Origin of the sequence: Variovorax sp. YR634, assembly GCF_900106655.1 — a bacterium.
Classification (GTDB): Bacteria; Pseudomonadota; Gammaproteobacteria; order Burkholderiales; family Burkholderiaceae_C; genus Variovorax.
On record NZ_FNOL01000002.1, the window covers coordinates 388,344 to 413,002 of the forward strand.

At 66.5% G+C, this 24,659-nt stretch carries 25 protein-coding genes; 10 read left to right on the plus strand and 15 right to left on the minus strand.

The genetic code is table 11. The annotated features are described in order from the left end of the window. Positions 1 to 8 precede the first annotated feature (8 nt). Positions 9 to 737 carry an alpha/beta fold hydrolase gene (locus BLV60_RS06055; RefSeq protein ID WP_093051448.1) on the minus strand — a complete coding sequence of 243 codons (729 nt, stop codon included), beginning with the start codon at positions 735 to 737 and terminating at the stop codon, positions 9 to 11. Positions 738 to 880: 143 nt separating this feature from the next. Here BLV60_RS06055 and BLV60_RS06060 point away from each other — a divergent pair, with 143 nt between their 5' ends. The 4 genes from BLV60_RS06060 to arsH are packed head-to-tail and all read left to right on the plus strand — an operon-like array spanning position 881 to position 3,629. Further along, on the plus strand, positions 881 to 1,198 hold the full coding sequence (locus BLV60_RS06060) for an ArsR/SmtB family transcription factor (protein WP_093051451.1): 318 nt from the start codon (positions 881 to 883) through the stop codon (positions 1,196 to 1,198). After that, positions 1,192 to 2,475 (plus strand): arsenic transporter, encoded by a 1,284-nt coding sequence (locus BLV60_RS06065; RefSeq protein ID WP_093051865.1) that lies wholly within the window; start codon positions 1,192 to 1,194, stop codon positions 2,473 to 2,475. Before BLV60_RS06060 ends, BLV60_RS06065 begins: the two co-directional genes overlap by 7 nt. A 19-nt stretch (positions 2,476 to 2,494) precedes the next feature. Beyond that, on the plus strand, positions 2,495 to 2,926 hold the full coding sequence (arsC, locus tag BLV60_RS06070) for an arsenate reductase (glutaredoxin) (protein WP_093051454.1): 432 nt from the start codon (positions 2,495 to 2,497) through the stop codon (positions 2,924 to 2,926). Further along, positions 2,910 to 3,629 carry an arsenical resistance protein ArsH gene (arsH, locus tag BLV60_RS06075; RefSeq protein WP_093051457.1) on the plus strand — a complete coding sequence of 240 codons (720 nt, stop codon included), beginning with the start codon at positions 2,910 to 2,912 and terminating at the stop codon, positions 3,627 to 3,629. Before arsC ends, arsH begins: the two co-directional genes overlap by 17 nt. 8 nt (positions 3,630 to 3,637) lie before the next feature. On the opposite strand, the gene BLV60_RS06080 is transcribed toward arsH, so the two are convergent. Then, entirely contained in the window at positions 3,638 to 4,597 is a 960-nt protein-coding gene (locus BLV60_RS06080; protein ID WP_093051461.1) for an AraC-like ligand-binding domain-containing protein, read from the minus strand. Positions 4,598 to 4,751: 154 nt separating this feature from the next. On the opposite strand from BLV60_RS06080, the gene gnd reads away from it, so the two are divergent. Together gnd and BLV60_RS06090 are read left to right on the plus strand one after the other, a co-directional pair. After that, complete coding sequence (gene gnd, locus BLV60_RS06085) at positions 4,752 to 6,179, plus strand: decarboxylating NADP(+)-dependent phosphogluconate dehydrogenase (RefSeq protein ID WP_093051464.1); 1,428 nt, start codon at positions 4,752 to 4,754, stop codon at positions 6,177 to 6,179. A gap of 4 nt (positions 6,180 to 6,183) precedes the next feature. Continuing rightward, positions 6,184 to 6,741 (plus strand): GNAT family N-acetyltransferase, encoded by a 558-nt coding sequence (locus BLV60_RS06090; protein WP_093051466.1) that lies wholly within the window; start codon positions 6,184 to 6,186, stop codon positions 6,739 to 6,741. 3 nt (positions 6,742 to 6,744) lie between these two features. Here BLV60_RS06090 and BLV60_RS06095 read toward each other — a convergent pair whose 3' ends face one another. Continuing rightward, positions 6,745 to 7,272 (minus strand): thioesterase family protein, encoded by a 528-nt coding sequence (locus tag BLV60_RS06095; protein ID WP_093051469.1) that lies wholly within the window; start codon positions 7,270 to 7,272, stop codon positions 6,745 to 6,747. 57 nt (positions 7,273 to 7,329) lie between these two features. On the opposite strand from BLV60_RS06095, the gene BLV60_RS06100 reads away from it, so the two are divergent. Beyond that, entirely contained in the window at positions 7,330 to 7,824 is a 495-nt protein-coding gene (locus BLV60_RS06100; RefSeq protein WP_093051472.1) for a MarR family winged helix-turn-helix transcriptional regulator, read from the plus strand. Here BLV60_RS06100 and BLV60_RS06105 read toward each other — a convergent pair. After that, entirely contained in the window at positions 7,814 to 8,320 is a 507-nt protein-coding gene (locus BLV60_RS06105; RefSeq protein ID WP_256216817.1) for a gluconokinase, read from the minus strand. The two genes, BLV60_RS06100 and BLV60_RS06105, sit on opposite strands and share 11 nt — an antisense overlap. Positions 8,321 to 8,429: 109 nt before the next feature. Between BLV60_RS06105 and BLV60_RS06110 the strand changes: the two genes are divergently transcribed. The 3 genes from BLV60_RS06110 to BLV60_RS06120 are packed head-to-tail and all read left to right on the plus strand — an operon-like array spanning position 8,430 to position 14,394. Next, complete coding sequence (locus BLV60_RS06110) at positions 8,430 to 11,645, plus strand: efflux RND transporter permease subunit (RefSeq protein ID WP_093051475.1); 3,216 nt, start codon at positions 8,430 to 8,432, stop codon at positions 11,643 to 11,645. Then, complete coding sequence (locus BLV60_RS06115) at positions 11,642 to 12,907, plus strand: efflux RND transporter periplasmic adaptor subunit (RefSeq protein WP_093051478.1); 1,266 nt, start codon at positions 11,642 to 11,644, stop codon at positions 12,905 to 12,907. Before BLV60_RS06110 ends, BLV60_RS06115 begins: the two co-directional genes overlap by 4 nt. After that, positions 12,904 to 14,394: an efflux transporter outer membrane subunit gene (locus tag BLV60_RS06120; protein ID WP_256328876.1), complete on the plus strand. Its 1,491-nt coding sequence runs from the start codon at positions 12,904 to 12,906 to the stop codon at positions 14,392 to 14,394. Before BLV60_RS06115 ends, BLV60_RS06120 begins: the two co-directional genes overlap by 4 nt. A gap of 24 nt (positions 14,395 to 14,418) precedes the next feature. On the opposite strand, the gene BLV60_RS06125 is transcribed toward BLV60_RS06120, so the two are convergent. From BLV60_RS06125 to BLV60_RS06175, 11 genes are read right to left on the minus strand one after another with little or no spacing between them, the layout of a single operon-like run. Then, positions 14,419 to 15,342: a LysR family transcriptional regulator gene (locus tag BLV60_RS06125; protein WP_093051484.1), complete on the minus strand. Its 924-nt coding sequence runs from the start codon at positions 15,340 to 15,342 to the stop codon at positions 14,419 to 14,421. 28 nt (positions 15,343 to 15,370) lie between these two features. Next, positions 15,371 to 15,730 carry a hypothetical protein gene (locus BLV60_RS06130; protein ID WP_093051487.1) on the minus strand — a complete coding sequence of 120 codons (360 nt, stop codon included), beginning with the start codon at positions 15,728 to 15,730 and terminating at the stop codon, positions 15,371 to 15,373. A gap of 48 nt (positions 15,731 to 15,778) precedes the next feature. Next, on the minus strand, positions 15,779 to 16,174 hold the full coding sequence (locus BLV60_RS06135; RefSeq protein ID WP_093051489.1) for a roadblock/LC7 domain-containing protein: 396 nt from the start codon (positions 16,172 to 16,174) through the stop codon (positions 15,779 to 15,781). Continuing rightward, entirely contained in the window at positions 16,171 to 16,713 is a 543-nt protein-coding gene (locus tag BLV60_RS06140; RefSeq protein WP_093051492.1) for a GTP-binding protein, read from the minus strand. Before BLV60_RS06140 ends, BLV60_RS06135 begins: the two co-directional genes overlap by 4 nt. After that, positions 16,710 to 17,384: a hypothetical protein gene (locus BLV60_RS06145; RefSeq protein ID WP_093051871.1), complete on the minus strand. Its 675-nt coding sequence runs from the start codon at positions 17,382 to 17,384 to the stop codon at positions 16,710 to 16,712. Before BLV60_RS06145 ends, BLV60_RS06140 begins: the two co-directional genes overlap by 4 nt. A 27-nt stretch (positions 17,385 to 17,411) precedes the next feature. Then, positions 17,412 to 21,176 (minus strand): pilus assembly protein, encoded by a 3,765-nt coding sequence (locus BLV60_RS06150; RefSeq protein ID WP_093051495.1) that lies wholly within the window; start codon positions 21,174 to 21,176, stop codon positions 17,412 to 17,414. Between the two features lie 17 nt (positions 21,177 to 21,193). Continuing rightward, positions 21,194 to 21,787: a pilus assembly PilX family protein gene (locus tag BLV60_RS06155; RefSeq protein WP_093051498.1), complete on the minus strand. Its 594-nt coding sequence runs from the start codon at positions 21,785 to 21,787 to the stop codon at positions 21,194 to 21,196. After that, on the minus strand, positions 21,784 to 22,941 hold the full coding sequence (locus BLV60_RS06160; RefSeq protein WP_093051501.1) for a PilW family protein: 1,158 nt from the start codon (positions 22,939 to 22,941) through the stop codon (positions 21,784 to 21,786). Before BLV60_RS06160 ends, BLV60_RS06155 begins: the two co-directional genes overlap by 4 nt. After that, a complete protein-coding gene (pilV, locus tag BLV60_RS06165; RefSeq protein WP_093051504.1) occupies positions 22,938 to 23,360 on the minus strand; it encodes a type IV pilus modification protein PilV in 423 nt (140 codons plus the stop codon). The genes BLV60_RS06160 and pilV overlap by 4 nt, the downstream gene beginning before the upstream one ends. Then, on the minus strand, positions 23,357 to 23,947 hold the full coding sequence (locus BLV60_RS06170) for a GspH/FimT family pseudopilin (protein WP_093051874.1): 591 nt from the start codon (positions 23,945 to 23,947) through the stop codon (positions 23,357 to 23,359). The genes pilV and BLV60_RS06170 overlap by 4 nt, the downstream gene beginning before the upstream one ends. Continuing rightward, the gene (locus BLV60_RS06175; protein WP_093051507.1) at positions 23,944 to 24,414 is read right to left on the minus strand and encodes a type IV pilin protein; all 471 of its coding nucleotides are present in this window, start codon (positions 24,412 to 24,414) and stop codon (positions 23,944 to 23,946) included. Before BLV60_RS06175 ends, BLV60_RS06170 begins: the two co-directional genes overlap by 4 nt. Between the last annotated feature and the right edge of the window lie 245 nt (positions 24,415 to 24,659).

Consider the following 24,659-nt stretch of genomic DNA (forward strand, 5'->3'; position numbering starts at 1 on the left):
AAACGGGGTCAGTCGCGCCCCGCCTCCAGGATCGCCTGCGCGAGCCTCTGGGGGTTCGAGAAGAACATCTCGTGGCTGCCGGGGCACTCCACCAGCCGGAACAGGCCCAGCCGCTCCGACAGGCGCGGATGCCACGGCATGCCGTGCGGCAGCGCGGTGTCCTGCAGGCAGTTGACATACGACTTGCCCAGCGCCAGCGCGGCCAGCGGCTGCTGCAGCCTGATCTTGTCGGTGAAGGTGCGGTACGGATGCGGGTTGAGCTTGCCGTAGGCAGCCGTCGCGGTCGCCAGGTCCGCGTCGTTGATGAAGGCTTCGCGCCAGATCTCGAAGGGCAAGGTCACGGCATTGCCGTTGGCCTCCGCGACGGCGTCGAACATCGTCACGTAATGCGGCGGCACCATGTCGTTGAGCGATTCGCCATCGAGCGGCACGAAGGCGTTGATGTACACCAGCCGCTTCAGCCGCGGCGCGATGCGGTCCGCCACGCCCGAGATCACCATGCCGCCGTAGCTGTGGCCCACGAGGCGCACCTGCGTGAGATTCTTTTCCTCGATGTAGCGCACGGCGGAAGCAATGGCGTCTTCCAGGCCAATGCTCGAGCGATCGTCGCCGGGGTTGTTGCCAGCGAGCGTCGGGCAATACACGGTGTGCCCTGCTGCGCGCAGGCCATCGGCCACGGCTTCGATTTCTGCGCCGGTGTGCCAGGCGCCGTGGACGAGAACATAGGTGTCGGACATGGTGGGTGTGTCTCCTTTTGTTTGTGACGGAGCACGACTGTAAGGAACATCGGTGACTTGCGCATGGCCGATGCGTGCCAGCGCGATGGCCGATTCGCGCCAGCCGTATTGCTTCGATTCAATTATTCAACGATACTTGAATTATGGAAGAAAACGACGTTGTCCGATCCCTTGCCGCACTGGCGCAGCCCGTTCGCCTGCGGGTGTTTCGTGCGCTGGTGGTGGCGGGCCCTGCCGGACTCACGCCCGGCGCGCTGACCGAAGCGCTCGAGGTGTCGGCCACGGGCCTGTCGTTCCATCTCAAGGAGCTCGTGCATTCGGGGCTGGTCTCGCAGGAGCGGCAGGGCCGCAACCTCATCTACCGCGCGGCGTTCGAGCAGATGAATGGACTGCTGGCCTACCTCACCGAGAACTGCTGCGAGGGAGAAACCTGCGCTGTCGGATGCCCGCCGACATGCTGAGCGCCGTTGCGATCTTCGTCTTCACGCTCGTGCTGGTGATCTGGCAGCCGCGCGGGCTGGGCATCGGCTGGAGTGCCTCGCTCGGCGCCGTCATCGCGCTATTGCTCGGCGTGGTCCAGTTGTCCGACATCCCCGTCGTCTGGAGCATCGTGTGGAACGCAACCGCCACCTTCATCGCCGTGATCGTCATCAGCTTGCTGCTCGACGAGGCGGGCTTCTTCGAATGGGCCGCGCTGCACGTGGCGCGCTGGGGCGGCGGGGGCGGGCGGTTGCTGTTCGCGTTCATCGTGCTGCTGGGCGCCGCCGTGTCGGCGCTGTTCGCCAACGACGGCGCGGCGCTGATCCTTACGCCCATCGTCATGGCGATGCTCGTGGCGCTAGGCTTCTCGCCGGCTGCCACGCTCGCCTTCGTGATGGCGGCGGGCTTCATCGCCGACACGGCCAGCCTGCCGCTGATCGTCTCGAACCTGGTGAACATCGTGTCGGCCGACTTCTTCCGCATCGGCTTCGGCGAGTACGCCTCGGTCATGTTCCCCGTGAACATCGCGGCGGTGCTCGCGAGCCTGCTGGCGCTGATGCTTTTCTTTCGCCGCGGCATCCCGGCAAGCTACGACACGACCCAACTCAAGGCGCCTGCGGATGCGATCCGCGACCCCGCGACTTTCCGCGCGGGCTGGGTCGTGTTGGTACTGCTGCTCGTCGGCTTCTTCGGCCTGGAGCCGCTGGGTGTGCCGGTCAGCGCGGTGGCCGCCTTCGGCGCGGTCGTGCTGCTGGCTGTTGCAGGGCGCGGCCCGGTGATCGGCATTCGCAGGGTGCTGCGCGGCGCGCCCTGGCAGATCGTGATCTTCTCGCTGGGCATGTACCTCGTGGTCTACGGGCTGCGCAACGCCGGCCTGACCAGCTACATCGCCTCGCTGCTGAATGTGTTCGCGCAAGGCGGCGTCTGGGGTGCGGCGATGGGCACGGGCTTTCTCTCGGCGCTGCTCTCGTCGGTCATGAACAACATGCCCACCGTGCTGGTGGGCGCGCTGTCCATCGACGCGTCGAGCGCGAGCGGCGCGGTGAAGGAAGCGATGGTCTACGCCAACGTGATCGGCTGCGACCTCGGCCCGAAGATCACGCCCATCGGCAGCCTCGCCACCCTGCTCTGGCTGCACGTGCTCGCGAAGAAGGGCATGGCAATCGGCTGGGGCTACTACTTCAAGGTCGGCATCGTGCTGACCCTGCCCGTGCTGCTGGTCACCCTGGCGGCACTGGCGCTTCGACTGAGTCTTTGAAACCCGACACCACACTTCCATGAACGACATCACGATCTATCACAACCCCGCCTGCGGCACGTCGAGGAACGTGCTCGCGCTGATCCGCAACACGGGCGACGAGCCCACCGTCATCGAGTACCTGAAGACCCCGCCCGATCGCGCGACGCTGAAGCAACTGATCGCGGCAATGGGCATGCCGGTGCGCGAAGTCATGCGCCGCAAGGGCACGCCCTATGACGAACTCGGCCTCGACGATGCGAAGTGGAGCGACGATGAACTGATCGGCTTCATGCTGCAACACCCGATCTTCATCAACCGGCCGATCGTGGTGACGCCGCTCGGCACGCGGCTGTGCCGGCCTTCGGAAGCGGTGCTCGACATCCTGCCGCGGCCGCAGCAAGGCGCCTTCTCCAAGGAAGACGGCGAGGCCGTCATCGACGCGAAGGGCCAGCGTGTCGTCAAGCCCTGAACTGCCGAACGTCGACGCCGGGCATTTCCACCGGCCGGACCTGCGGCAACTGCTGCCCACGGAGCGCGCCACGCACGCGCCGCGCATCCTGTTGCTCTACGGCTCGGTGCGCGAGCGCTCCTACAGCCGGCTGCTCACCGAAGAAGCCGCGCGGCTGCTCCAGGCCCTGGGCGCCGAGCCGCGCATCTACGACCCCCGCGGCCTGCCCCTGCCCGACGGCGCACCGGAAGACCATCCGAAAGTGCAGGAGCTCCGCGACCTCGCCCAATGGTCCGAGGGCATGGTCTGGACATCGCCCGAACGCCACGGCGCCATGACCGGCATCATGAAGGCGCAGATCGACTGGATCCCGCTGTCCGTCGGCTCGGTGCGGCCCACGCAGGGCAAGACGCTTGCGGTGATGGAAGTGTCGGGCGGCTCGCAGTCGTTCAACGCCGTGAACCAGCTGCGCGTGCTCGGCCGCTGGATGCGCATGCTCACCATCCCCAACCAGTCGTCGGTGGCCAAGGCCTTCCTCGAGTTCGAGGAGAACGGCCGCATGAAGCCCTCGCCGTATTACGAGCGAGTGGTCGACGTGATGGAAGAGCTGGTCAAGTTCACGCTGCTCACGCGCGACTGCGCGGGCTACCTTGTGGACCGCTACAGCGAGCGGCGCGAGAGTGCGGAGGCGCTGTCGAAGCGGGTCAACCTGCGCAGCATCTGAGCGACGGCTCAGTGCCGCGAGCGGCGCAGCTCACCCGGCGTGGCGCCCAGATGCCTGCGGCACTGGCGAACGAAGTGCGAGGCATCGGTCAGCCCCACGCGGAAGCCGATCTCCGCGATGCCCAGGCGATCGAAGCGTGCATCGGCCAGCATGCGCCGCGCCGCCTGCATGCGAAAGCCCGCCAGCGCGGTGGCGAAGGTGGTACCGCCTTCGCCCAGGCAGCGGTGCAGGCTGCGCTCCGAAATGCCCAGCTCGCGCGCCACGCCCGCGGCCGTGAGGCCCGGCTCTGCATGGCGCTCGCGCGTGGTGTCGAGCACGCGGCGGCGCAGCGCGGCGCGCCCTTCGCTCCCAGACTCTGAAGGGCTGTGCCCCGTGGCCAGTGCCAGCAGGCTACCGAGCTGGTCGCCCAGCAAAGCCGCCGGCAGTGGCGGCTTTGCTGCCATCTGCGGTGTCAGCTGTTGCACGAAGCTGCACAGCACGCCGCCCCACCCCGCCTGCCCGTCGATGCGCCGCGCCACCTGGTCGCCCGCGTCGGGAATCCATGCATCGACCCAGGCGGTCGGCAGTTCGAGCGAAATGGTGTCGGCCGATTGCAGCAGGTGAAATTCGTAGCGCCGGCGCGAGTCGACCAGCACCGCATCGCCGGGCAGCAGTCGCGCAGAACGGCCGTCCTGCACGGCCACCCAGGCCGAGTCGGTCTTGCACAGCAGGTAGAAGTAGTTGTTGCGGCTGTGGGCGATGGCGCGGCGCGTGCGGTAGACGTCCTGTGCGCTGCCGCGCACCTGGTTGACGACGATGGGGCCGAGCGGCGCGGATTCGAGCGTGGCGCCGAAGCTGCCGGCCACCGGGCTGGTCACGTCCATCTCCAGGAAGCCCTCGCAGACCGCGCCCACCCAGTAGTCCAGCCGCTGCGCGGACGGCACGGCGTCGGTGGACCAGCGGTGGATGGTGTCGATGGCTTCGCTCATGCGCGCCAAACATACCCAAGCCATGCCCGCTTGCCAAGCGGGTATAGACCGCCTCCGACGCCACCCTGCGCCCGGCACCGGCAAAATGACCCGCGAACCAACCCGTGCGCGGGACATTCCGGCGCACGCACATGAAAGAAGGGCAAGACGGGTCATGAGCAGCAACAAGCAAAGCGATTTCGGACTGATCGGCCTGGCCGTGATGGGCCAGAACCTCGTGCTGAATGTGGAAAGCCGCGGCTTCCAGGTCAGCGTGTACAACCGCACCGAGGCCACCACCGAAGCCTTCATTGCCGCCAACCCCGGCAAGAAGCTGGTCGGCGCGAAGACGCTGGAAGAGTTCGTGCAGAGCCTGGCCAAGCCTCGCAAGATCCAGATCATGGTGAAGGCCGGCGCGCCGGTCGACCAGGTGATCGAGCAGCTCATTCCGCTGCTGGACAAGGACGACATCGTCATCGACGGCGGCAACAGCCTCTACACCGACACCGAGCGCCGCGACGCATACCTCTCCAGCAAGGGCCTGCGCTTCATCGGCGCGGGCGTGTCGGGCGGAGAAGAAGGCGCGCGCAAGGGGCCGTCGATCATGCCGGGCGGACCGCTTTCCACCTGGGAGGTGATGAAGCCGATCTTCGAGAGCATCGCGGCCAAGGTGGACGGCGAGCCCTGCGTCATTCACATCGGCCCCGGCGGCGCCGGCCACTACGTGAAGATGGTGCACAACGGCATCGAGTACGGCGACATGCAGCTGATCTGCGAGGCCTACAGCCTGTTCAAGGCGGCCGGCTTCAGCACCGACGAGATGGCCGCCATCTTCAACGAGTGGAACGACGGCGAGCTGCAGAGCTACCTGATCCAGATCACCGCCAAGGCGCTCGAACAGAAGGATCCGGAGACGGGCAAGCCCATCGTCGACGTGATTCTCGACAAGGCTGGACAGAAGGGCACGGGCCAGTGGACGCTGATCAACGCGGCCGAGAACGCGGTGGTCATCAGCACCATCAACGCGGCCGTGGAGGCGCGCGTGCTGTCGTCGCAGAAGAAGCAGCGCGTGGCGGCCAGCAAGCTGCTGCAGGGGCCGAAGATCGAGCTGTCGGTCGAAAAGAAAGCGCTGGTGGCCAAGGTGCACGACGCGCTCTATGCGTCGAAGGTCATCAGCTACACGCAAGGCTTCGACCTCATCAAGACCATGGGCGACAAGAAGAACTGGGGCCTCGACCTGGGCGGCATCGCGTCGATCTGGCGCGGCGGCTGCATCATTCGCGCGCGCTTCCTGAACCGCATCACCGACGCCTTCCGCACCGACCCTGCCCTGGGCAACCTGATGCTCGACCCGTTCTTCAAGGACCTGCTGAACCGCACGCAACAGAACTGGCGCGAAGTGGTGGCGCTGGCGGTGAGCAACGGCATTCCTGTGCCGGCCTTCAGCGCCTCGCTGGCCTACTACGACAGCTACCGCACCGAGCGCCTGCCGGCGAACCTGCTGCAGGCTCAGCGCGATTTCTTCGGCGCCCACACCTACGAGCGTACCGACAAACCCGAAGGCCAGTTCTTCCACACCGATTGGCCCGAAGTGATCGGCTGATGCCATGCCGGCCCTCGACTACCCCAGCCACCTGGTCGAGGACTGGCAACTGCGCGACGGTACGCCGGTGCGGATCCGCCCGATCCGCGCCGACGATCTGGCGATGCACACGGCCTTCGTGGACGGACTCTCGAAAGAAACGGGCTACCACCGCCTGCTGTCGCCGCGAAAGCCGCAGCCCGACGAGCTGTGGCGCATGACGCACATCGACTACGACCACGAACTCGCGCTCATCGCGACGACCGAGGTCGATGGCGTGGAGCAGCAGATGGGCGTGGTGCGCTACGTGCGCGGCGAAACGCCCGAGACGGCGCACGTCGCCGAATTCGCCGTCGTCATTGCAGATGCCTGGCAGCACCACGGCGTTGCCCACAAGCTCATGCGCAAGCTGATCGACGCGGCCGCGACAGCCGGCGTAAAGCAGCTGGCGGACATCACGCTCTACGACAACATCGGCATGCTGGCGCTGGCGCGCAAGCTGGGCTTCAAGCTGCAGCGCGATCCGGGCAACCCGAACGTCACGCGGCTGCGCCTGGCGCTCGATGCGCCGCCAACGCGCTGAGCCTTACCAGGCCGCGTTCATCACGCCCTGCTCGGCTGCGATCCAGTCGCGCACCGGCAACGGCAGTGCATGCGCCGGCGGCATGAGCCCCATGGCCGCATACGACTCCTGGTTCGGCACCAGCCCGCCGCGCCCCACGGCTGCGCCCTTCATGTAGCCGGCCGCGCACACCCTGTCGCCACGCACGAACTCGAAGCGCATGTAGTTCCAGTGCTGGTCGGTGGCGTCGAGCCGAAAGCGCAGCGTGTACACCTGAAAGGGGTTGAGCCCGCGCCGGTAGCTGATGAGCGAGCCGCCGGACATCGGCCTCCAGCCCTGGCGCAGCATGGCTGTTGCGAAGCCGGTGCGCACGAAGTATTCGACCAGCATCAGGTCGACCACCGTCAGGTAGCGGCCGTTGTTCATGTGGCCGTTGATGTCGAGGTCGTTCGGCAGCACGCGCAGTTGCCGCTCCAGCGTGTCGCCCGGCGCAAGGCGCGGTGCACGCCAGGCGCGCAACAGGGTCATCAGCAAGCGCAGATAGAGATTCATGGACAGCCTAGAATTGGTTCAACTCAGAACATTCTAGTTCAAGGCTGAACCATCTCGATGCCCGCAGCAAAGTCCTCCAAGCCCGGCAAGACCGACAAGGCCCCCTCCTCGCCCCACGGCACGGCCGCATGGCTGGCGGTGGTGCGGGCCTACAACCTCTGCGATGCAGTGATGACGGCACGGCTCGCCGCCATAGGCCTGCGCGTGGGCGAGCACGAGGTGCTGGCGACCATCGCGACCACGCCGGGCATCACGCAGCAGGCGCTGGCCGCGCGCTGCTTCGTGGCGAAGAGCGGCGTCAGCATGCTGCTCACGCAGATGGAGGCCAGGGGCTGGGTGCGGCGCGACAGCGATGGCGCCGACGCGCGCGTGCGGCGCCTCACGCTCACCGACGACGGCATGGCAATGGCGCAGAAGTGCCTGGCGGTTCAGGCGGAGATGGTGACCGCGATGGTCGCGCCGGCCACGCGCGACGAACTGGACGCAGTGGCCGACGTGATGGGCCGCGTGGCCACCACGCTCGAAGGCATGCGCGCCGAACTCAAGGGCTGACCAGCCACGCCTTCACGGCCCCCACCGACTGCGCCAGCGGCGCCGTCGCATCCACTGCGAGCACACCCGCCTCTCCCACCGGCGACTCCAGCGTGGCGAACTGGTTGGCTACCAGGCTGGCGGGAAACATGTGCTCCCCCGCCCCGGCCCGCGCGGCCACGCGGCGCTCGGCCTCGGCCCGCTCGATCGCCATGAACACGAAGCGCAGCCCCGGCGCGGCCGCGCGCAGCTGCTCGCGGTAGATGCGCTTGAGCGCCGAGCAGGTCAGCACCGCGCCCTGCGGCGCATCGGCCAGCGCGCGGCCCAGCGTGGCGAGCCAGCCCGCGCGATCGGCGTCGGTCAGCGCGATGCCGTGGCTCATCTTCTCGACGTTGGCCGGCGGATGATGGTCGTCGCCTTCTATGAGCGGCAGGTCGAGGGCGGTGGCCAGCGCCGCGCCCAGGCTCGATTTGCCGCATCCCGAAACGCCCATCACTACCAGCCAGACCCTGTCCATATGCACCCTTTTGGTAAAGCGCCACACCCTATTTAACGGAGTCGGCAAACTTAAATCTACTTCCTTATGATGCAAAACCTTTTTCCGTCGGAAGCAGAGAGCCCCCTCCATGGTCCAGCTTGCGTTGCGTCGTCCGTACACCTTCATCGTCATGGCGATGCTGATCGTGCTGGCCACGCCCTTTGTCCTCGCACGCATGGCGACCGACATCTTCCCGGAAATCAACATACCGGTGGTCAGCGTCATCTGGAACTACACCGGCCTGCCGGCGCAGGAAATGGGGCAGCGCATTTCGGGGCAGGTCGAGCGCGGGCTGACCACCACGGTGAGCGACATCGAGCACATCGAATCGCAATCGCTGGCGGGCGTGTCGATCATCAAGGTGTTCTTCCAGCCCACGGCCAATATCGAGATGGCCATCTCGCAGGTGGTGGCCTCGATGCAGGCGCAGGTACGGCAGCTGCCGCCGGGCATCACGCCGCCGCTGGTCATCAAGTATTCGGCCTCCAGCGTGCCGGTGATCCAGCTGGCGCTGTCGAGCCCCACGCGCTCTGAAAACTCGCTGTTCGACTCCACCGTCAACCAGCTGCGCCCGCAACTCATCACGGTGCCGGGCGCGGCCATTCCCTTTCCCTACGGCGGCAAGAACCGGCTGATCTCGGTCGACCTCGACACCCAGGCGATGCAGGCGCGCGGCCTCTCGCCGGCCGACGTGGTGAACGCGGTGAACACGCAGAACCTGATTCTTCCGTCGGGCACGGCCAAGTTCGGAGCCACCGAATACAACGTGAAGATGAACGGCTCGCCCGACGCCATCGCGGGCTTGAACGACCTGCCGATCCGCACGGTGAACGGCGCCACCACCTACCTGCGCGACGTGGCCTACGTGCGCGACGGCTTCTCGCCGCAGACCAACGTGGTACGCCAGGACGGCGTGCGCGGCGTTCTGCTGTCGGTGCTGAAGAACGGCGGCGCCTCCACGCTGGACATCGTCTCCAACATCCGCGCCATGCTGCCCATCGCCGCGCAGACGATGCCGGAAGACATCAAGATCACGCCGCTGTTCGACCAGTCGGTGTTCGTGAAAGCGGCCGTCAAGGGCGTAGTGTTCGAAGCCATCCTGGCCGCAGCGCTCACCGCCGCGATGGTGCTGCTGTTTCTCGGCAACTGGCGCAGCACGCTGATCATCGGGCTGACGATTCCGCTGTCGATCCTGGCGTCCATCCTGGTGCTGTACTCGCTGGGCGAAACGCTCAACCTCATGACGCTGGGCGGGCTGGCGCTCTCGGTGGGCATCCTGGTCGACCAGGCGATCGTGACCATCGAGAACATCGAGCGGCACCTGCACATGGGCACGCCGCTGAAAGAGGCCATCGAGGTCGGCGCGGGCGAAATCGGCTCGGCGGCCTTCGTCTCCACGCTGTGCATCTGCATCGTGTTCGTGCCGATGTTCTTCCTCTCGGGCGTGGCGCGCTTCCTGTTCGTGCCGCTGGCCGAAGCGGTGGTGTTCGCCATGCTGGCCTCCTACCTGCTCTCGCGCACGCTGGTGCCGACGCTGGTGATGCTGCTGATGGGCGGCTCGCACGGCGGCGGCCATGCACCAGCGGAAGGCGCGAAGCAGAGCGCCCTGCAGCGCCTGTACCGCGCCTTCGACCGCCGCTTCGAACGCGTACGCCGCGCCTACACGCTGGTGCTGTCGGCGGTGCTATCGAAGCGCGCCGGGTTCATTGGCCTGTTCCTCGGCTTCTGCCTGCTGTCTTGCCTGCTCTACCCCGCGCTGGGGCGCGACTTCTTCCCGACCGTCGATGCCGGCCAGATCCGCCTGCACCTGCGTGCGCCCACCGGCACGCGCATCGAGGAGACCGCTCGCCTCACCGACCAGGTGGAGGCCGCCATCCGCGAGCTGGTGCCGCAGGACCAGCTCGAAACCATCCTCGACAACCTGGGCGTGCCCAACAGCGGCATCAACCTGTCTTACAGCAATGCCGGCACCATCGGCACCTTCGACGGCGAGCTGCTGCTGTCGCTGAAAGAGGGCCATAAGCCGACCGAGCAGTTCGTGTCGCTCCTGCGGGCCGAACTGCCCAAGCGCTTTCCGGGCATCGAATTTTTCTTCCAGCCAGCGGACATCGTCACGCAGATCCTGAACTTCGGCCTGCCCGCGGCCATTGACGTGCAGTTCAGCGGCAACGACATGGCCGGCAACGCCCTGCGCGCGGCCGAACTGACCAAGGCGATCCGCCAGATTCCGGGCGCGGTCGACGCCCACGTGCACCAGCGGCTCGACGGCCCGGCGCTGAGCCTGCAGATGGACCGCACGCGGCTGCAGCAGTACGGCCTGACCGCCTCCAACGTGGGGCAGAACGTGCTCATCGCGCTGTCGGGCAGCTCGCAGACGGCACCCGCCTTCTGGCTGAACCCGGTGAACGGCGTGGTCTACAGCATTGCGGTGCAGACGCCGCAGTACACCGTCGACTCGCTCGACTCGCTGCTGAACATTCCGGTTGGTGCGGGTGCAGGCGCAGCAACGGGGGGAACCGGCGCGCAGCAACTGCTGGGCAACCTCGTGAGCACGCAGGCCGACCGCCAGCCGGCGGTGATGTCGCGCTACAACATCGCGCCGGTGATCGACGTGTACGTGAGCGTGCAGGGCACCGACCTAGCCAGCGTGGCGTCGAAGGTGCAGAAGCTGGTCGACGAGATGCGGCCCAAACTCTCGCGCGGCAGCCGGGTCGAGATCCGCGGGCAGGTGCAGACCATGCAGTCGTCGTTCATAGGCCTGGGCGTCGGCCTCGCGATGGCGATCGTGCTGGTGTACCTGCTGATCGTGGTCACCTTCCAGTCATGGCTTGACGCGGCCATCATCATCACCGCCCTGCCGGCCGCGCTGGCGGGCATTGCGTGGATGCTGTTCATCACCGGCACCACGCTGAGCGTGCCGGCGCTGACCGGCGCGATCATGACCATGGGCGTGGCAACGGCCAACTCGATTCTTCTGGTGTCGTTCGCGCGCGAGCGGCTGCAGGCGGGCATTCCGCCGCTGTCGGCCGCGCTGGAAGCCGGCGCCACCCGTATCCGCCCGGTGCTGATGACGGCGCTGGCGATGATCATCGGCATGATCCCGATGGCGCTGGGCCTGGGCGAAGGCGCAGAGCAGAACGCGCCGCTGGGCCGCGCGGTGATCGGTGGCCTGATCTTTGCCACGGTGTCGACATTGTTTTTCGTACCCGCCGTGTTCGCGGGGGTGCACAGTCGGCTTGCGCACCGCCGGGCAGCCGCATCTACCGCCAGCGGGCGCAACGCCCCAGGAGAACTGATTTCATGACGGAGCAACGCCATTCGGCATTGGCCATCCACCCCATCGCCGTTGAAGAGGGCGAGGGTGAACTGCTGCGCCGCCGACAGATCGTGCGGCGCACGCGCTGGCTGGTGCTGATCGTGCTGGTGCTGCTGGCGCTCGGTGCGGCGCGCACCGTGTTCGTGCGCATCGCCAACGCTCGCGCGCTCGAAGCGGGCACCAGCGAGCGCGCCAGGCAGTACGTGCAGACCGCCCTGCCCCGCGTGCCCACCGCCGGCCAGACGCTGGCGCTGCCGGGCACGCTGCAGGGCTTCGTGCAATCGCCCATTTCGGCGCGCGCCAGCGGCTACCTCAAGCGCTGGACCAAGGACATCGGCAGCCGCGTCGAAAAGGGCGAGCTGCTCGCCGAAATCGAGACGCCCGAAATCGACCAGCAGCTCTCACAGGCCGTGGCCGCGCGCGCGCAGGCCGCCTCGGGGCTGGAGCTGGCACGCAGCACCGCCGACCGCTGGGAAGCGCTGCGCAAGAAAGACGTGGTTTCGCAGCAAGACCTGGACGAGCGCCGCAGCGCCGTGTCGCAGGCTACCTCGAACGTGGCGGCGGCCGATGCCAACGTGCAGCGGCTCAAGCAGACCGAAGGCTTCAAGCGCGTGATGGCGCCGTTCGCGGGCGTGATCACGCGGCGCAACGTCGACGTGGGCGACCTGATCGACGCGGGCGCGGGCGGCGGTGCCGGGCGCGCCCTTTTCCTGCTTGCGCAGACAGACCCGCTGCGCGTGTACATCAACGTGCCGCAGGCCTATGCGCAACTGGTGAAGGCAGGCCAGCCGGTGGTCGTCACGCAGGCCGAACTGCGCGGCCAGAGCTTCAAGGGCCAGGTGGCGCGCACCGCAGGCTCCATCGACACGACCACGCGGATGATGCAGGTCGAGGTGTCATTGCCCAACAAGGACGGCGCGCTGCTGCCGGGTGCCTACGTGCAGGTGTCGCTGCCGCTGGCCGCGAGCCGCACGCTCACCGTGCCGTCGAACGCGCTGCTGTTCCGCGCCGAGGGCACGCGCATCGCGGTGGTCGATGCGAAGGGCCGCGTCGGCCTGCGCGCCGTGACGCTGGGGCGCAACTACGGCGAAAACGTCGAAGTGATCGATGGACTCGAAGGCACAGACCGCATGGTGCTGAACCCTTCGGACTCGCTGGCCGAAGGCGACATCGTGGCCGTCGCGCCCGAAACGCCGCCGGCCGCCGCAAAGGCTGCCCCGCCCGTCATGCCGAAGAAGGAACCGGCGTGACATTGCGATCGCCAGCCGTTGCAGTGGCCGCTGCCGTGCTCGCGCTCGTCGCGGGCTGCGCGGTCGGCCCCGACTACAAGACACCCGACACGCCCCTGCCCGTCAGCTGGAAGCTCGAAGAGCCCTGGCGCATGAGCACGCCCAGCGACAGCGCCGACAAAGGTCCGTGGTGGAAGCGCTTCGACGACGCCACGCTCGACACATTGCAGGCGCAGGCCCTGGCCGGCAGCCCGACGCTGGTCATCGCCAACGCGCGGCTGGCGCAGGCGCGGGCCGCGCTGGCGTCCAACGCGGCCAGCCAATATCCGCAGCTGGGCCTCGGCACGCGCGCCTCGCGCCTGAAGATTTCCGCCAACCGGCCGCTGACGAACTACGCGACCGCCAATGCGTCGACGGTGCAGAACGACTTCACGGTTTCGCTGAACGCCAGCTACGAGCTCGACCTCGCGGGCCGCGTGCAGCGCACCGTCGAGGGCGCCTCGGCCTCCGCCGAGCAATCGGCTGCCGACTTGGCCAACACGCGGCTGCTGCTGAGCGCCGACGTGGCCAGCAACTACTTCAACCTGCGCTCGACCGACATCGAACTCGACGTGCTCTCGCGCTCCATCGGGCTGCAACGCCGCGCGCTGGAGCTGGTTACGGCGCGGCATGACCTGGGCGCGGTGTCGGGCCTCGACGTGGCGCAGCAGCAGGCGCTGCTCGAAACCACGCTGACGCAGGTCGACGTGCTGAAGAAGCAGCGCTCGCAGTACGAGCACGCGCTGGCCACGCTCACTGGCACGCCCGCGCCGAACTTCGCACTGCCGGTGGACCTGCGCGAGATCAAGCCGCCCGCGGTGCCGCTGGGCGTGCCCTCGGAAATCCTGCAGCGCCGGCCCGACGTGGCCTCGGCCGAGCGCGCGATGGCCGCGGCCAATGCGCAGATCGGCGTGGCCACCGCGGCCTTCTATCCGAGCTTCATCATCTCGCCGACGGTGGGCGTGGACAGCCGCCTGATCGAGTCGCTGTTCAACGGGCCCAGCCTGCTGTGGTCGGTGGGCGTGTCGGCCACGCAGATGCTGTTCGACGGCGGGCGCGTGCGTGCCAACGTCGACTTCGCCAAGGCCGGCTACGACGCCACCGTGGGCAACTACCGCCGCACCGTGCTGACGGCGATGCAGGAAGTGGAAGACGGCATCACCGGCTTGTCGGCACTCGACAGCGCGACCACGCAGGCGCAGTCGGCCGTGACGGCGGCGCGGCGCGTGCTCGACATGGCGACCAGCCGTTATGAAGGCGGCGCCTCGACGTATCTCGACGTGATCACCGCGCAGCAGTCGCTGCTGACGGTCGAGCGCCAGGCCGCGCAATTGCAGGGGCAGCGGCTGCTGACCTCGGTGTTCCTGGTGAAGGCGCTGGGCGGCGACTGGTGTGGTGCCGACTCGACCGGTGCGACGCCCTCGTCCTGCCCCACCACCGTCGCCGATCGTTCCGCCAAGGCGGGTTGAACGCGACGGGCGCAGGCGGCGACGCTAGGCAGCCAGCCTGGCTGCGGGCGCCCAATCCTGCTGGCTGAGCTTCTCCATCGCCATGTCGACGAACGTGGACACCGCCTGCGGAACGTACTGCCGGCTGGCGTAGATGACGCTCAGGCCGCGCCCTGCCCGCATGTACTGCGGCAGCACCGGCACCAGCCGGCCGGCCGCCACGTCGGACGCCGTCAGGATCGACGGCAGCGCGGCAATGCCCAGCCCTGCACACGCAGCCTTGAGCAGCACGCCCTGCACGTTGCTGATGAAACGCCCCCTCACCCGCACGTCTTCTTCCATGCCGTCGGGGCCTTGCAAGCGCCAGGTCGAGAGATTGCCACTGTCCGGTGGCTGCGTCACGCAGTCGTGTTCGAGCAGCTCCTGCAGGCTGCCGGGTGTGCCCCGCGCCGCCAGGTAGGCGGGACTGGCAAGAAGGCCGCCGTAGCTTGCGAAGATCTTGCGGGCCACGAAGCTCGAGTCCTGCAGGGGCCCGCCGCGAAAGGCGACGTCGATACGATCGCCGATGAGGTCCGCCACGACATCGTCGAGAACGAAGTCCAGCCGCACCCGTGGATGCGCGGCCAGGAAATCGGCAACCCATTCCATCTCGAAAAAATCGAAAAAACTGGCCGGCGCGGCCACGCGTACCAGGCCGCTCGGTTCCTGGCCGCCCTCGACCTGCAGCCGCCCGGCGCCTATCAACGCTTCGACCGCCGGGCCGCATCGTTCCTGGAAAGATTGGCCGGCATTGGTCAGCGCCAGTTTGCGGGTGGAGCGCTGCAACAGCCGGGTGCCCAGGTGCGCCTCGAGTTGCCGGATGCGCCGGCTCACCGTCGCTGACGGCACGCGCAGCTGCCGCGCGGCTTCCGCGAAGCTGCCGAGACGCGCCACTTGCACAAACATTGCGACTTCATTCAGATCGAGCACGGAGATTCTTTCTGCCTTTCCGCTGATCTCAAAAGTCCATCAGCTTGTCCACGTCCTGCGTCTTGCGGCGGGCCAGCGCGAGGTTGGCGCGCTGCTTGTCGAGCACGACGTAGAGAAAGACACCCTCCTTCGATGCCGAGGGGCGGATGATGTGGTACTGCTTGCCCAGGGTGATCAGGATGTCCTCAATCACGTCGCTCAGGCCCAGAGCCTGCATGGTCTTGAGCTTGGCGCGCACGACTTCCGTGTTGCCGGCGGCGGCAATCTCCATGTCCACGCCCGAACCCACGGCGCCGAGGATCATGCCGCTGCCCGAGTCGACAACGGCGGCGCACATGGCGCCGTCGATGGTGAGGATGTCGTCGAGCGTTTGCTTGATGGATGCCAAGTTGTTCTCCTGTCGGATGGTTGAAAAGGTTGTTGTGGAAATCTGCCGTCATGCCTCGGCGAGGGTCTTCGCGAGTTGGGCGGCCTTGTAGGCCACCAGTGCCGGAACCGCGCTGTCGCGGGCGAGCACGCTGATGACGAGTTCGCCGTCGCGCCGGTGCACGCTGTGGAAAACCGCAAAGCCCGAATCCGTCAGGACCATCACGCTCTGATGGCGGCCGAGGCGTGCCTCTTCGGCGACAACGCCGCTGATCGCCACGATGGAGCTGGCCATGGCAGCCATGCGGGCAGGATCGGCATCGCCGATGGTTGTGGACGCCACGTCGAAACCGTCCACGGTAGCCACCACGGCAGCCGTCACGCCGTTCAGTTCGTCGACCAGTTTCTGCACCTCGCGTTGCGCGTGCGCGGTTGCCGTCCTGGACAAGCCATGTCGAACACTCACTCTGTCTCTCCCTGCATGTCGGCTTCAAGTTGCATCAGCAGCGTGTCGATCAGCAGGATCACGTCGGCCCTGCTTCGCACGTCCACATCGAGAATCGGAAACACCCGGCCCATGGACTCGAGTCGTTGCGCGTAGTCGTCGAGGGTCGGCACAGGGTGGCAGTGCATCCGCCCCACGCCGATCACGCAAGGCAAGGTCCGCAAGGCTTCGGCGAAGCCTTGCATGTACATGGACAGGTCGCCCAGCGGGTCGGGCCGGGAGTTGTCCATCAGAACGATCACGCCCAGCGCGTTCCTGACGAGAATCTTCCAGAGAAAGTCGAAGCGGGCCTGCCCGGGCGTGCCGAACAGGCGAACGCGGTCCCCGTTGTCCAGCGTGAGCTGGCCGAAGTCGAGGCCCACGGTGGTGCGCTCCTTGTCGATGGCCGCATCGGAGTTCGGCACCTCGGTCATGACCGGCGAGGTTTCGCTCACGCATCCGATCGCGGTCGTCTTGCCTGCCCCCACAGTGCCTGTGAGAAGGATCTTGTATTCCTTCATGACGCTCGCAGGCCCAGCCGGCGGCGAATGCCATCGAGGAGACTTCGCGCGAAGTCGCTGCGGATCGGCCTGTCGGATTGCGGTGTGAACGACGGCGGCAGGGCCTGCTCGACATGCAGCTCCAGCACGCCGGCCGTTCGCAGCGCCTGCAGGAACGCGGCGCACTGGGTGAATGGAAGCTGGCTGATCTCGGCCAGCTCACTCGCATTCAGCGCGCGCCGCGCCAGCAGGCTCGCCATGCGGATGTTGTCGAGGTCGTTGCGCAACAGCGTGGCCGGTGGCCAGCGACGCAGCATGAAGCGGACCGCATCGGAAACCTCGACCTCCAGGGCGGTCTGCTCGTCCAGCGTCGGCCCCGCGGGTCGCGACTCGCGCAGTGCCTGCTCGGTGCTCTTGAGCCAGCGCTGCAGCTTGTCGGCACGTATCGGCCGCTCCAGCGCGTTGGGCTGTCCACCCGAATTCATGCGCGTGAGCCTGAGCACGGCCGCGGCCATGCCGACCACCGTGGAATATTCGTGCTCCACGGCGGCGGCATCGACAAGCAGTGCGTCGTACGGCGGCGCGTTGACCAGCTGCCACGGAAAGGCAGCGTCGCTCGCATACAGCCGGACGATCGTCTGGATCACCACGACCTCGGCGACTGGCAACTTGTAGACGCCGAGCCTCAGCATGGCCATGTCCTGCCTGCGACGCCCATGTCAGTTCACCGCCGGCACTTCGCGCCAGTTCAGCAGGCGCAGAGAGATGCCGCTGGTCAGGTCGGCGTCGATCTTCTTGGTGTCTCCCTTGGTCGTTCCAGTGACGATCTGGGTGGTGCCGTCCACGCTCACGAATTTCAGATCGGTGATGGCGCTGGAGACGCTCACGTAGCCGGTAGACGACGGCAACAGCACCGACCGGCCGGTTCCGTAGTTGACGGCATAGACCCGGCTCTGCCCCGAAGGACTGCAGGCGTCGCCGGTGGTCAGCAGGCTCGAGAAGCCCACGATGCCGTTGAAGGCGGTCGGATTGATCACCATGCGCCAGCCGACGCCGCTGGTGGCGCCCAGGTCGAGGTACCAGCCCTGCGAAGTGTTCGACAGGGTGATGCCCGCGGTCACGTCGCTCACCTGCGTGAGCTGCTTGCGCGTGATGGGCGTGCTCACGGCGTTGAAGGCTCCGGCCGTGCCGTCGAGGATGGCGTAGAACGACTGCGCAGCCGTCGAGTTCACATCGGACGAATCGAGCAGCCTGCCGGTTCCGAGCAGCACGAAGCGCTTGCGCGTGACGGGGTGGACTTCAATCAGCGGTGGCGTGGTGATGGGCTGCGCCGTGCCCGATGCATCGGCGAGCGTGGCCATCAGGGTCGGTGCCGGATAAGGGCTCGTGCTGCCCTTGGCGGCCGTGAGATCGAAGCGCCAGAGCTGTCCGTCGAGGTCTGCCGCGTACACCGCGTCGGTCGTGTTGTCGCCGAAGTCGGCGACATAGGCGGAGGCCTGCGCCAGTCCGTTGGAGGGCGTGGGCGTCGCCATCTTCTCGAGCAGCGCGCCGGTCTTCGGATTGACGACGTACAGGTAGCCCTTGCCGTCGCTGTTGCTGTAGCCCGAGGTCAGCAGCGCGACCCAGCCGTACTTCTTCGTCTTCACGACCGTGGGGGCGCCGTAGCTGTAGCCCATGGTGGTGTCCGTGAACTCCCACTTCACCTGGCCCGCCACGGCGGCTTCGGTGCTCATGCTGGCGGGATCGGTCACGTCGATGGCGTAGTAGCTCTTTCCGCCCTTGCCAAGGCCGCCGATCAGCAGCGTGTGCCAGTCTGCATTGCTGCCAGTGCTCGTGGTGGTGAATGCTCCGCCCGCATTGTTGAAGTCGATGTCGAAGGCCAGCGGCGTTGCGTCCACGTAGTAGTGATGCGCGTAGCTGGGGTTGCCGATCTGCGCCAGCCCGTCGACCTGCGGCGTGCCGTTCGGCCCCTGGAACAGGGCGCTCGGCACATAGGCGAACTGCTCGGTGCCGGCGGTACTCCCCTTGAGCGCGCCGTTGAACGCATGCAGCATGCCGTCGTTGGCACCGGCATAGACCATGGTGGGGCGGGCGGCCCATTTGGTCTTGAAGGCTGCGTAGCCCGGATTGCTGTTTTCCGAATAGTTCGTGCCGGGCGGCCCGACGGGCGTCAGCTTGGCGTTGACGATGTCGCCGAGCAGGAGGGTGCGGCTGCGCAGGGCCTTGGTGCTGCCTGCAGCGGTCGACGTGGATTCGTTCGTGCGATCGCCGCGCAGGTAGTTGAGGTAGTCGGTGCTGGTATTGCTCTTTGCGTAGGAAGGCGCCAGCGCGGCCAGTTGGGCCGATGTGACGCTGCCGGCGCGGAAGGCCACGCCCTTGCTGCCATCCCATGTGGCAACGCGCCGCGCCGTGTCCCAGCCGCCGCTTGCCAGCTGGGCTTCGAGCGTGGTGCTGGTCGCCCAGGCTGCTGCGGTGGATGGCGTGCCGTCGCTGGCAAAGCTGATCGTGCTGGCCGTCAGCACGCCCGTCCAGCCCTTGGAGTCGTACTGCGATGCGTACGAAGCACTGCCGGTGGAAGAAACCTGCGCGCTCGAGAGCGAGAACGATGTCGTGAACGCCTGGATGGCATTGGCGATGTCGGTGAAGGCCGCCTTCAGGCCGCTCACCATCTGCCCCGCATTGCCCGCCAGAAAGTAGTTGTCAGGCCGCTGGCGGGTACTGCCGTTCATGTTGATGCTGTCGCCCGACGCGTTCCACCAGCTCTGCGTCAGCGGCGTCTTGGTGTTGGCGGGGTCGTAGTTGGCGGGCACACTGAAGCCGCCGTACTTGGCGGCCAGGTAATAGGGGTTCAGGTCTTCGGCCCGTTGGTATTCCATGACATCCATCCAGTACGTGGAGATGTTCTGGGTACCTGTGAGGTCCGGGCGGATGTCGTTGACGTGCACGCCGTAGGCCAGGCCCGCGATGTAGTAGGTCGAGTCGGTGCCGCCGTTCTTCCACCACGGCGTGGTGGTCGTGAAGCCTTCGAGCGTCTGCAGGTTCTTCGTCCAGGTGTCGGCCTGGTTCAGCGTGTCCGACTTGACGGCGGCAGGAATGGCCCGCGCACTCTTGCTGACCGAGCTTCCGCCCACGTTGTAGTCGTAGTGGGTGTGGTCGTCGCCGATGCCCAGGATGAAATTCTTCTGGCACGAATAGGCAATCGGGTCCTTGCCGCTCCAGTCAATCACGGCGGGAAAGCCGTCGAGCTTGGCGTCCCTGCCCGCCGTGCCGGCGGCCACCGAATTGGTCCACTCGGGCACGTTGCCCAGGTTCTCGAAGTACCGTACGGTCGCGTAGTAGAGCTCGCTGACGTTGTCGTACGTCATGTAGGTCTTGGCGGCCTGGCCGAACTTGTTGAGGTAGTTCATCACCCCGCTCTGCGAGACGCCGCTGGCGGTAGCCGAGACCGTATCGGGGTTGCTGGTCATGATGCCGGTCGTGGCGTCCCACTCGCCGCGGGTGTTGGTGACCACCGCGGTCGAGAGCGGCTGCGGGTACGTCGGCCCGATGAAGCCCATCGGAGCGCGCATCACGCCGCCCTGCTGTGTGTCGCCCCCGGCGTTGAGATAGGAGAAGGCGCCGTAGCGGATCTTGTTGGCGTACTGCTGCAGCAGCCCTTCGGGCTTGTAGTTGCTGCCGTACTTGACGCAGTTGGCTTCGAGCCCGCCGGCGGTCGTGCTTGTGTCGCAGACCTTGACGCGAACATAGACCTGGTAGACAGACTTCGCGCTCTTGTTGGCGGCGTCGAGGTCGCTCAGGTCGGTGCCTGTCTTGGTGGAATCACCCGAGCCGGTGAACACCATGGTGTTGCCGCGCGACCAGATGCTCGAGTTGAACTTGCTCCAGTTGCTGAAAGGCGTGACGGAGGAGACGAGGGCCTTGGGCAGTTTGTGCCCCGTGCCCTGGTCGGTTCCTCGCAGGGGGAAATTGCTCAGCCCCCCCTGGGTGGAGCCCCATGCCTTTTCGAGGATGGTCTGGCTCGTGGTGTCCACACTGCGATAACCACCGGACAGCGCCCATCGGAACGGGTCGATGGTCTGCATCGTGGCCCAGTTCATGAAGTTGCCGCTCCACTGGCCCGAGCAGGTGTGCTTGCTGGTGCCGGTCGATGCGCCCGCTGGCTGAAAGTAGCTGTCGGAGGCTGCGTTGCCGTCGACAGCCGGCTTGACGTACTGGTACGTGTAGCACTTCTGCGGATCGAAGTAGCCGAGGTACTCGGTGGCATCGGCATAGTCGCCGAGATTGGCCACGCTGATTGCCGTGGGGTATTCGACCGACAGTGCCAGAGCCAGGTTGCCCGGCACGTCGGAGGTGGCGAACACCGGCTGATCGGAGAGCTTGAGCGCCGCCATTGCAGTCATGCATGGCAAGGCCAGCAGCAATGCGAAGGCGGCCGCAACGATGCCGGAGCCCGCGGGTGGCGAGCGACGAAAAACACGTGTCATGGTGATGCGGTGCTTTCTCAATCTGGCTTGGTGAAGGTCGACTGCACGAACACCTGCGTGTCGCGTGGCCCGCTGATGCGCATGCTCAGGCGGTAGACGGTGGCCGTCGGTGGGGGCGGCGGCGGCACAGGTCCGGCCGTACCGCCGCTCGGCGCCGCGGAAGACTGCACGCAGCCGGTGCTGGTGGCGGTGCCGCTGCTGGTGCAGAGGCGATCGATCACATAGCGGATGCTCACCTGTGCGGCGGCGTCGGTGATGTCGTTGGAAGCCTTGCCGACGACGCCAAAGGCCGTGTCGTCGAGCAGCGCCTTCGGCACCCCTTGCGCGTTGGTGTCGAGCTTGGTCGCCTTGAAGTTCTCGGCGGGCACATCGGTCGTCGCGGTGGCCAGCGTTCCGCTGGTGGCGAACTTGGCCAGCACCGCCGACACCGCCCGCTCCCCCTGATTCACGAGGTCGCGCCTGAAGGCCAGGTTGCCGGCCGTGGACAGCGACGTGTGCATGGAGCGCACCACCGCGACACCGCCAGCCAGCAGGATCACGAGGATGACGAGACAGAACAGCAGGGCGACGCCATGCTGGCGCTTCGCCGCGCGGGGCATGGGAATCTTCATGGCAGCAGCAGCATGTTGCGCAGCGGGATGGTGAATTCGACAACCCGGTAGCGGTAGTACTGGTCTTCCGTGGCGCTCAGCGTCACGGTCTGCGCGAGCGAGTTCTTCGATGCATCCAGCACGCCGTCGAACAGGGTTAGCGTTCCGGGCGAAACGACATCCTTTTCCTTGCTCGCGCTGCGCATGAGCAGCGCGACGCGAACGGCCACGATCTGCCGCATGGTGGCGGTCGTCGTCATGACGGTGGCGATGTCGTAACCCTTCGCGCCCGGGTCCGCCCAGGCGTCGAGGATGCCGTCGCCGTTGGTGTCCAGGCCGTAGAGGGCATGCATCTCGGCCACGCCGTCCGCGAGCGCCTGCGACGTGGTTGTTCCCCCGACCTGCAGCAGGTCGTAGCCGTAGAGCGTGCGGTTGTCGCCCACGCCGAAGAGCTGGAACTGGACGTTGCCGTTCGCGGGGTTGCCCAGCGGCGTGACGTAGGTCGACGTGCTCGCGGCCAACGTCTCCAGCGACGTGGTCTTGCCGGCCGTGTAGTAGGTGCCGCCCAGTGTCAGCACCTTGGCAGTGATGCCGGACACCTGCTCGAGCAGGCAGTCCGCCGTGCCGTTCTGGCTCACCAGGACGACGTCGCCAGTGGAAATGCCGACCGTGTTGTCCATCGAGAGCGTCGTGGCGCTGCCGGGGTCCGTGAGGCCGCGCGGCACCCCGCCCGCCACGGCATCGCCGCCCATGACCACCAGCACGTCGGAGCCGGCATCGGACTGGCTTTTGCCGATGAGCACGGGCGCAACGCGCAGGTTGGCCGTGGCGCTGGGCAGGAAGCTTTTCTTGAAGGGCGCCGGAAATGCAGCAGTGGCCGGCAGCAGCGCGGCCGCGTTGAGCTTGCAGCCGAACACGCCACGGTCGGTCGGCTGGATCGACTGGGTCAGGCCCGAACCGGCGCTGCGCAGCGCACGGTCGAGCACGTAGGAGGCATAGGCGCCTGCCTGGTCCATGTCGTTGGTGGAAGTGGTGCTGCGCTTTTGCGCCTCTCCGACCGTGACGATGCTGGTAACGGCCAGCGTCAGCACCAGCCCGATGACCATCGCCACGAGCAATTCGATCAGCGAGAGGCCGCGCTGCCGCGGCAGCGCCGATGAGAAAGCGCGCCTCATGGCAGCGTCACCCGCGTGGTGAACGTGCTGCTCTGCTCGGTGCTTGCGCTTGCGCGGGAAGGCGCCTTCCAGGTGATCAGGATGTCGGCGCTATTGGTGGTGCCGCTCACCGCGGTGACCGTCACGGCGCCATTCGGAAGCCCGCCTTTCGTGGCGTCGCTGGCACGGGTCTGCCAGACCGAGCCCTTGCCTGTGTCCACGGAGACCGACTTGCCGAGCCACATCGCGCTGGCGATGTCGTTGGCGAGCAAGGCGGCCCGGTTGCGGTCTTCCGCATCCGTCGACAGGCTGATGGCGCGCGCCTGCAGGCCGATGAGGCCGAGCACGCCGAATGAAAACAGCAGGAGGGAGACCAGCACTTCGAGCAGTGCAAAGCCCGACTGCGAGGCGCTGGAAGCGGGAGAAAGACTTTTCTTCATGGGCAACCGTCGGGGGAATCGCTCAGCTTGCGTGCCGGGTCGCACATGCGGATCTGCCCACCCAGGGCGACCAGCACGCGCAGCGGCCGGTCGGCGCCGGGAGTCAGGGTGACGTCGTAGGTCTGCAACACCGAAGCTGTGTCGCAGCTGGCGCCATTCACGTCGGTGTCGGTATTCGCGACCACCCGCCCCATGGCGTTGAAGCAGATGGCTGCAGGCCCAGTGATCTGAACGCCGGATGCGACATCCGTGAGCACGCCGGCCTGCACGAACACGTTGTTCGCATCCAGGCTCGACTTGGAGACATTGATCGACCAGTTGCTGCCGTTGGCAACGGCCGTCAGGCTGGTTTGCGGAGCCGAACTGTTGGTCAGCGAGAACACCATGGGCCGGCTGCGGCGCAACGCTTCGCTCTGCGCGAACCGCAGTCCGTTTTGCAGCGAATCGCTCACGGTGCGAACCTTGTTGTTGTTGATCCACGTCATGAACGAAGGCATGGCCAGCATCGTCAGGATGGCCAGCAGCACGATCGTCACCATCAGCTCGATGAGGGTGAAGCCCGACGTACGGCGCAGATGGCCCTTCATGCCGGGCACGCCTGGCCGCGCTTGGTCACCCAGGCCTTGTTGCAGCCCGTCCATCCCGACACTTTGCTGTCGATGGTGGTGGACTGCACCCCGAGCTGGTCCACAAAAAACGTGAACCCGGTGGTCGGGCCACTGCCTACGGCCTGCAGCGTGTAGGTCGTCGAAGTCGCCGCGGGGTCAGTGGTGCAGGACAGCGTGAAATTGCCGACGACATTGGTCCTGGTCGAGGTCGCTGTGCAGGGAGGAACGAAGCTTCCCGTCTTGAGATAGCTCCGGTTGTCCTGGTAGAAGCGCTCCATGTCGGCGCGCATGGCCGACAAGCCATTGGTGCCGTCGACGAGCTGGCCCCGCAGCACGTAGTCGCGATAGCTGGGCAAGGCGAGTGACGCCAGGATGGCCACGATGGCCACCGTGACCATGACTTCGATCAAAGTGAAGCCCGCTGCGCTCAAAGACCGTGTCTGCATCCGCTGTCCACCCTTGCAACAAAGAAAGCCGTTTGCCTCCAGATTGGAGAAACGATGAAAACGAATGAATTGGACTGGCACTAAAAGACTGGTCCAATTCGAGCAATCCGCAAATTGGCTCCAGATGGAACGAAAATCGGATCGCTAATGCGCATCTCTATTGAGAGATCGCATGTGACAATTGTTTACGATCTTTGTAGTTTCCTACTAGCGCTCGAAATGAAATTCAGCCGCTCAAGTTTCGA